The organism is Micromonospora sp. NPDC005299 (genome assembly GCF_042872345.1).
Taxonomy (GTDB): Bacteria; Actinomycetota; Actinomycetes; order Mycobacteriales; family Micromonosporaceae; genus Micromonospora.
In genome coordinates, this window is the sequence record NZ_JBIAKG010000024.1 from 24683 (window position 1) to 31077 (window position 6395).

Consider the following 6395-nt stretch of genomic DNA (forward strand, 5'->3'; position numbering starts at 1 on the left):
GTCTGGACATGTCTGAGGTTCTCGTCGTCGTCGAAGCCACCAAGGAATTCGGCGTCAAGAAGGTCACCCTGGAGATGCTCACCCTCGCCCGCGAGCTGGGCACCCCGAGCGCGGTCGTGCTCGGTGGCGCCGGCGCCGCCGAGGCGCTGAGCGCCAAGCTGGGCGAGTACGGCGCGGAGAAGATCTACGCCGCCGAGGGCGAGGAGATCGACGGCTACCTGGTGGCCCCGAAGGCCGCCGTGCTGGCCGAGTTGGTCGGGCGGGTGCAGCCGGCCGCCGTGCTGCTCGCCTCCTCCCAGGAGGGTAAGGAGATCGCCGCCCGCCTGGCCGTCAAGCTGGAGAACGGCATCCTGACCGACGTGGTGGCCCTCGCCGCGGACGGCACCGCCACCCAGGTCGCCTTCGCCGGTTCCACCATCGTCAAGTCCAAGGTCACCAAGGGTCTGCCGCTGGTCACCGTCCGGCCCAACTCGCTCAACCCGGCCCCGGCCGCGGCCACCCCGGCCGTCGAGCAGCTCACCGTGTCGGTCTCCGACGCCGACAAGCTGGCCAAGGTCGTCGAGCGGGTCGCCGAGCAGAAGGGCTCCCGTCCGGAGCTCACCGAGGCGTCGGTCGTCGTCTCCGGTGGTCGCGGCGTCGGCAACGCCGACAACTTCAAGCTGGTCGAGGAGCTGGCCGACCTGCTCGGCGGCGCGGTCGGCGCGTCCCGCGCGGCCGTCGACTCCGGCTTCTACCCCCACCAGTTCCAGGTGGGCCAGACCGGCAAGACCGTCTCCCCGCAGCTCTACGTCGCGCTGGGCATCTCCGGCGCGATCCAGCACCGGGCCGGCATGCAGACGTCGAAGACCATCGTCGCGGTCAACAAGGACGCCGAGGCGCCGATCTTCGAGCTGGCCGACTTCGGCGTGGTCGGCGACCTGTTCAAGGTCGTCCCGCAGGCCGCCGAGGAGATCCGCAAGCGCAAGTGACCCGTCACGACGCGAGCCGCCGTCCGGTGATCCGGGCGGCGGCTCGCGGGCGTTCGCGGCCCTTCCATGCGGTGGAAGGGAGCTGATCGGCGGGCCGGGGAGCTGAGCCGGCCCGCCGATCAGCCCGTCACGGTGCCCCCTCGGCAGACTGTCGCCGGAGTGGGCGGGCTTGTGGCCGAACTGTTCGACGCCTTGCCCAGGGTACCCAAGGAAGACCCGCGCATCGTCCGGGGATCGGCCACTTTCTGGAGTACCCCGGAACGCCCCGGAGATGCGCCGGGCGCGGGTGCGAACGGTGGCCGCCGAGGTGTGGGCCGGGCGTGGTCGCGCGCGGCACGGCGGTGCGTCCGATGTGGCTCTCTCGCCCCTCGCCCCGCCGGCTGACCGGGTCGTCCGGGCCGTGCCGGCCGGAGCGTCCGGACCGCCCGCCCCCAACGCCCGCACCGGACGGGCGGTCCGGCATCCGGCGGCACGCCGGTCGGCCGTTAGGCTGAGCGGTGATGGCATACCTGGATCACGCGGCGACGACCCCGATGCTCGACGAGGCACTCGAGGCGTACGTCGCCACGGCCCGCGAGGTGGGCAACGCGTCGTCGCTGCACGCGGCGGGCCGGCGCGCACGGCGGCGGGTGGAGGAGTCCCGGGAGCGGGTGGCCGCCGTGCTCGGCGCCCGCCCGTCCGAGGTGATCTTCACCGGGGGTGGCACGGAGAGCGACAACCTGGCCGTGAAGGGCATCTTCTGGGCCCGCCGCGCCGCCCGGGCCGAGCGGGTCCGGGTGGTGTCCAGCGCGGTCGAGCACCACGCCGTGCTGGACGCCGTGGACTGGCTGGCCGGGCACGAGGGCGCCGGGGTCGGCTGGCTGCCGGTCGACGCCGCCGGCCGGCTCGACCCGGAGCGGCTCCGCGCCGAACTGGCCGCGCACGGAGACGGGGTGGCCGTGGTCACCGCCATGTGGGCCAACAACGAGGTGGGCACGGTGCAGCCGGTGGCCGAGCTGGCCGCGGTCGCCGCCGAGCACGGGGTGCCGTTCCACACCGACGCGATCCAGGCGGTCGGCCAGGTGCCGGTCGACTTCGCCGCCAGCGGCGTCGCCGCGCTCACCGTCACCGGCCACAAGCTCGGCGGCCCGACCGGCGTCGGCGCGCTGCTGCTGGCCCGCGACGTGGCCGCCACCCCGCTGCTGCACGGCGGCGGCCAGGAGCGCGACGTCCGCTCCGGCACCCTCGACACCGCCGGCATCGTCGCCTTCGCGGTCGCCGTCGAGGCCGCGGTGAAGGGCCAGCAGGAGTACGCGGCTCGCGTCGCCGCGCTCCGCGACGACCTGGTCGAGCGGGTCCGGCAGGCGGTCCCCGAGGTGGTCTTCAACGGCGACCCGACCGACCGCCTCCCCGGCAACGCCCACTTCTCCTTCCCGGGCTGCGAGGGGGACGCGCTGCTGCTGCTCCTCGACGCCCAGGGCATCGCCTGCTCGACCGGTTCGGCCTGCTCGGCCGGGGTGGCCCAGCCCTCGCACGTGCTGCTGGCGATGGGCGCCGACGACGACCGGGCCCGCTCGTCGCTGCGCTTCACCCTCGGCCACACCAGCACCAGGGCGGACGTCGACGCGCTGATCGCCGCCCTGCCGGCAGCCGTGGAGCGGGCCCGCCGCGCGGCCGCCCTCCGTACCCCCCGCTGACCCGGATACCCTCGGTGATGACGAGGGGAGTGAGCTGGTGAGGGTTCTGGCGGCGATGTCGGGCGGGGTGGACTCCGCCGTGGCGGCGGCGCGCGCGGTGGAGGCCGGGCACGACGTGACCGGTGTGCACCTGGCGTTGGCGCGCAACCCGCAGACCTATCGCACCGGCGCCCGGGGCTGCTGCACCCTGGAGGACTCCCGGGACGCCCGCCGCGCCGCCGATGTGCTCGGCATCCCGTTCTACGTGTGGGACATGGCCGACCGGTTCCATGAGGACGTGGTGGACGACTTCGTCGCGGAGTACGCGGCCGGTCGTACCCCGAATCCGTGCCTGCGCTGCAACGAGAAGATTAAGTTCGCCGCGGTGCTGGACCGGGCCGTGGCCCTGGGCTTCGACGCGGTGGTCACCGGCCACCACGCCCGGCTCGGCCCGGACGGCCTGCTGCGCCGCAGCGTCGACGCGGCGAAGGACCAGTCGTACGTCCTCGCGGTGCTGACCCGGGCGCAGCTCGACCGGTCGATCTTCCCGCTCGGCGACTCGACCAAGGCGGAGGTGCGCGCGGAGGCGGCCCGGCGCGGTCTCGCGGTGGCCGACAAGCCGGACTCGCACGACATCTGCTTCATCGCCGACGGCGACACCCGGGGCTTCCTGTCCCAGCGGCTCGGCGAGGCCCCCGGCGAGGTGGTGGACGCCCTCAGCGGCGCGGTGGTGGGCAGCCACTCCGGCGCCTACCAGTACACCGTCGGGCAGCGGCGCGGCCTGCACCTGGACCGGCCCGCCCCGGACGGCCGCCCGCGCTACGTGCTCTCCATCACCCCGAAGACCAACACGGTCACCGTCGGCCCGGCCGAGGCGCTGGAGGTCGCCGAGGTCCGGGCCGCCCGCCCGGTCTGGACCGGCGGCGCGCGCCCCGACGGGCCGATCGAGTGCGAGGTGCAGCTCCGGGCGCACGGCGACGTGGTGCCGGCGACCGTGTCGCTGGACGCCGACGGGCTGCACGCCGACCTGCGCCGCCCGGTCCGCGGGGTGGCCGCCGGCCAGGCGATCGTCGCGTACCGCCCGGACCCGGCGGGCGACGTCGTGCTCGGCTCGGCCACCATCACCGGCTGAGCCCTCCCGGAGATCCCTGCGTGCGGTGCGCGGGACGGTGGATAGGCTGCGGCGGTGAATGAGACGACCTGGCCGTGGGGAGTGGGGACGGCGACGGGCATCGGGTCGTTGCCCGGCACCGACGTCGCCGAGGCGCAGCGCATCGTGCTCGGTGAGCTGCCCGACCTGCCGCACCTGCCGGAGCTGCCCGCCCGCGGCCCCGGCGCGGACCTGATCGGCCGCACCGGCGGGCTCCTCGTCGAGCTGCCGGTCGAGCTGTACGCGGCCCGCTGGCGGATCGCCCCACGCCCCGGCAAGGACCTGCGCCGCGCCCGCGACCTGATGGAACGCGACCTCGACCAGCTCGCCGAGCAGGCCGAGGAGTACACCGGCCCGGTCAAGATCCAGGCCGCCGGCCCGTTCACCCTGGCCGCCTCGCTGGAGCTGCCGATCGGCGGCCGGCTGCTGCGCGACCCCGGCGCGGTCCGCGACCTCGCCGGCTCGCTCGGGGAGGGGCTGCGCGGGCACGTGGCGGCGGTGGCCCGGCGGCTGCCGCACGCCTCGGTGCTGCTCCAGCTCGACGAGCCGTCGCTGCCCGCGGTGCTGGCCGGCCGGGTGCCCACCGAGAGCGGCTTCGGCACCCACCGGGCCGTCGGGTCCGAGGTGGCCCGCGCGCTGCTGCGCGGCGTGATGGAGGCGGCCGGGGTGCCCACCGTGGTGCACTGCTGCGCGCCGGACGTGCCGCTGGAGCTGATCCGCACCGCCGGGGCCGTCGGCGTCGCTCTCGACCTGGACCTGGTCACCGACCTGGACCCGCTCGGCGAGGCCATCGACGCCGGGTTCGGCCTGCTGGCCGGCGCCGCGCCCGCGCTGCCGCCGTCGGCCGGCCGCGCGCCGACGTCGGCCCAGGTCGCGGACCGGGTCCGCCGGATCTGGGACCAGCTCGGCTTCCCCCGCCGCCGGCTCGCCGAGCAGGTGGTGGTCACCCCCGCCTGCGGCCTGGCCGGCGCCACCCCGGCGTACGTACGGGCGGTCCTCGCCGCCTGCCGGGACGCCGGCCGCCGGTTCGCCGAGGAGTGAGGTTTTCTGTCGTAGGCCGGGGGCAGGATGACCGGCATGATTGGACAGCTGCGTTCCGTGGTGATCGACTGCCCTGATCCGCGCGCGCTGGCCGGCTTCTACGCGGAGCTGCTCGGCCTTCCGCTGATCGAGGACAACTCCGACGGCGACGACTGGGTGGTGCTCGGCGGCCCGCCGGGCCACCAGCCGCGTCTCGCCTTCCAGAAGGCGCTCGACCTGCGCGCCCCCGCCTGGCCCGACCCGGAGCGGCCGCAGCAGTTCCACCTCGACGTGACCGTCGACGACATCGAGGTCGCCGAGAAGGCGGCACTGGCCCTCGGCGCGCGCCGGCTGCCCGGCGAGGGGGAGGGCTTCCGGGTCTACGCCGACCCGGCCGGCCACCCGTTCTGCCTCTGCTGGGACTGATCGGGCCGGGCTTGCGCGGGCGGGGCATGATCGCCAGCGTGATCGACTCCGCCCCGCGCCGCGCGTCCGGCTCGCTCTTCGGCCTCGCCTACGGCGACGCCCTGGGCAAGCCCACCGAGTTCCTCACCGTCGCCGAGATCGTCCGCCGCTACGGCCCGACCGGCCCGCGGGAGCTGGCCGGTGACCCGGCCCTGGTCACCGACGACACCCAGATGGCGCTCGCGGTGGCCTGGGCGCTGCACGACGCCCCGGCTCACACGGCGGAGGCGGTGGAGCCGGTGCTGCGGCGGCGGTTCCTCGACTGGGCGGTCAGCCCCGACAACAACCGCGCGCCCGGCATGACCTGCCTGCGCGCCTGCGCCGAGCTGGACCGGGGCACCCGCTGGCAGGAGGCGACGGTCGCCGGCTCGAAGGGCTGCGGGGCGAACATGCGGGTCACCCCGGTCGGGCTGCTCGACGTCGACCTCGACACCCTGGCCGGGCTGGCCCAGCTCCAGGCGGGCCTGACCCACGGCCACCCGACCGGCCTGGCGGCCAGCGAGCTGACCGCGTACGCGGTCCGGCTGCTCCGCGACGGCGCCGCGCTGCCCGACCTGCCCGGGCTGCTCACCGACCGGGCCCACGCCCAGCGCACGGTCTACCGGGGCGACTGGCTCGGCGACCTGTGGCAGCGCGCGGGCGAGCGGACTCCGGCGGAGTTCATCGCCCGCGGCTGGGACGAGTGCCTGCGGGTGCTCGGCCGGCTCGACGCGGCGCTGGCCCGCCCCGACGACGGCGGCGACCCGTGTCGGCTCACCGGCGAGGGCTGGATCGCCGAGGAGGCGCTGGCCACCGCGCTGCTCTGCGCGCTGCGCCACGCCGACGACCCGGTCGGCGCGCTGGCCCGCGGCGCCACCACGGCCGGTGACTCGGACTCGATCGCCGCGCTGGCCGGCGCCTTCGTCGGCGCCGCGCACGGCATGTCGGCCTGGCCCGCCGACTGGTCCACCCGCATCGAGTACGCCGACCAACTGCGCGCCCTCACCACCACCCTGGACTGACCCGGCCCGCACCGCCTCCACCCGCGTTGATCATGAAGTTGTTGCCACGACACGCCGGGCGGTTTCTAGGCTTCAGTGCAACTGATCTTGGTTGGGCTGGAGGTGCTGGTGGCGAGGCCGGGTGTGTTGACGTTCG

6 protein-coding genes are annotated in these 6395 nt (G+C 75.5%); all 6 read left to right on the plus strand.

Annotated features, from left to right (window positions below; translation table 11 throughout):
• The first annotated feature begins 8 nt into the window (after positions 1-8).
• The 6 genes from ACFYPD_RS33320 (at position 9) to ACFYPD_RS33345 (ending at position 6259) form a co-directional block, all read left to right on the plus strand.
• Positions 9-968, plus strand: a complete 960-nt coding sequence (locus tag ACFYPD_RS33320; protein ID WP_387122523.1) for an electron transfer flavoprotein subunit alpha/FixB family protein — start codon at positions 9-11, stop codon at positions 966-968.
• Positions 969-1468: 500 nt separating this feature from the next.
• The gene (locus ACFYPD_RS33325) at positions 1469-2644 is read left to right on the plus strand and encodes a cysteine desulfurase family protein (protein WP_387122526.1); all 1176 of its coding nucleotides are present in this window, start codon (positions 1469-1471) and stop codon (positions 2642-2644) included.
• Positions 2645-2681: 37 nt separating this feature from the next.
• Entirely contained in the window at positions 2682-3755 is a 1074-nt protein-coding gene (mnmA, locus tag ACFYPD_RS33330; protein WP_387122533.1) for a tRNA 2-thiouridine(34) synthase MnmA, read from the plus strand.
• A 54-nt stretch (positions 3756-3809) separates the two neighbouring features.
• A complete protein-coding gene (locus ACFYPD_RS33335; RefSeq protein ID WP_387122535.1) occupies positions 3810-4814 on the plus strand; it encodes a methionine synthase in 1005 nt (334 codons plus the stop codon).
• Positions 4815-4850: 36 nt separating this feature from the next.
• On the plus strand, positions 4851-5219 hold the full coding sequence (locus ACFYPD_RS33340) for a VOC family protein (protein ID WP_387122538.1): 369 nt from the start codon (positions 4851-4853) through the stop codon (positions 5217-5219).
• Positions 5220-5245: 26 nt separating this feature from the next.
• Positions 5246-6259 carry an ADP-ribosylglycohydrolase family protein gene (locus ACFYPD_RS33345; protein ID WP_387122541.1) on the plus strand — a complete coding sequence of 338 codons (1014 nt, stop codon included), beginning with the start codon at positions 5246-5248 and terminating at the stop codon, positions 6257-6259.
• Positions 6260-6395: the final 136 nt, after the last annotated feature.

Bases quoted from the DNA above. Each gene is read 5' to 3' on its own strand.
- ACFYPD_RS33325 (WP_387122526.1), top strand. From the start codon at position 1,469: ATGGCATACCTGGATCACGCGGCGACGACCCCGATGCTCGACGAGGCA.
- ACFYPD_RS33340 (WP_387122538.1), top strand. From the start codon at position 4,851: ATGATTGGACAGCTGCGTTCCGTGGTGATCGACTGCCCTGATCCGCGC.
- ACFYPD_RS33345 (WP_387122541.1), top strand. From the start codon at position 5,246: ATGATCGCCAGCGTGATCGACTCCGCCCCGCGCCGCGCGTCCGGCTCG.
- ACFYPD_RS33320 (WP_387122523.1), top strand. From the start codon at position 9: ATGTCTGAGGTTCTCGTCGTCGTCGAAGCCACCAAGGAATTCGGCGTC.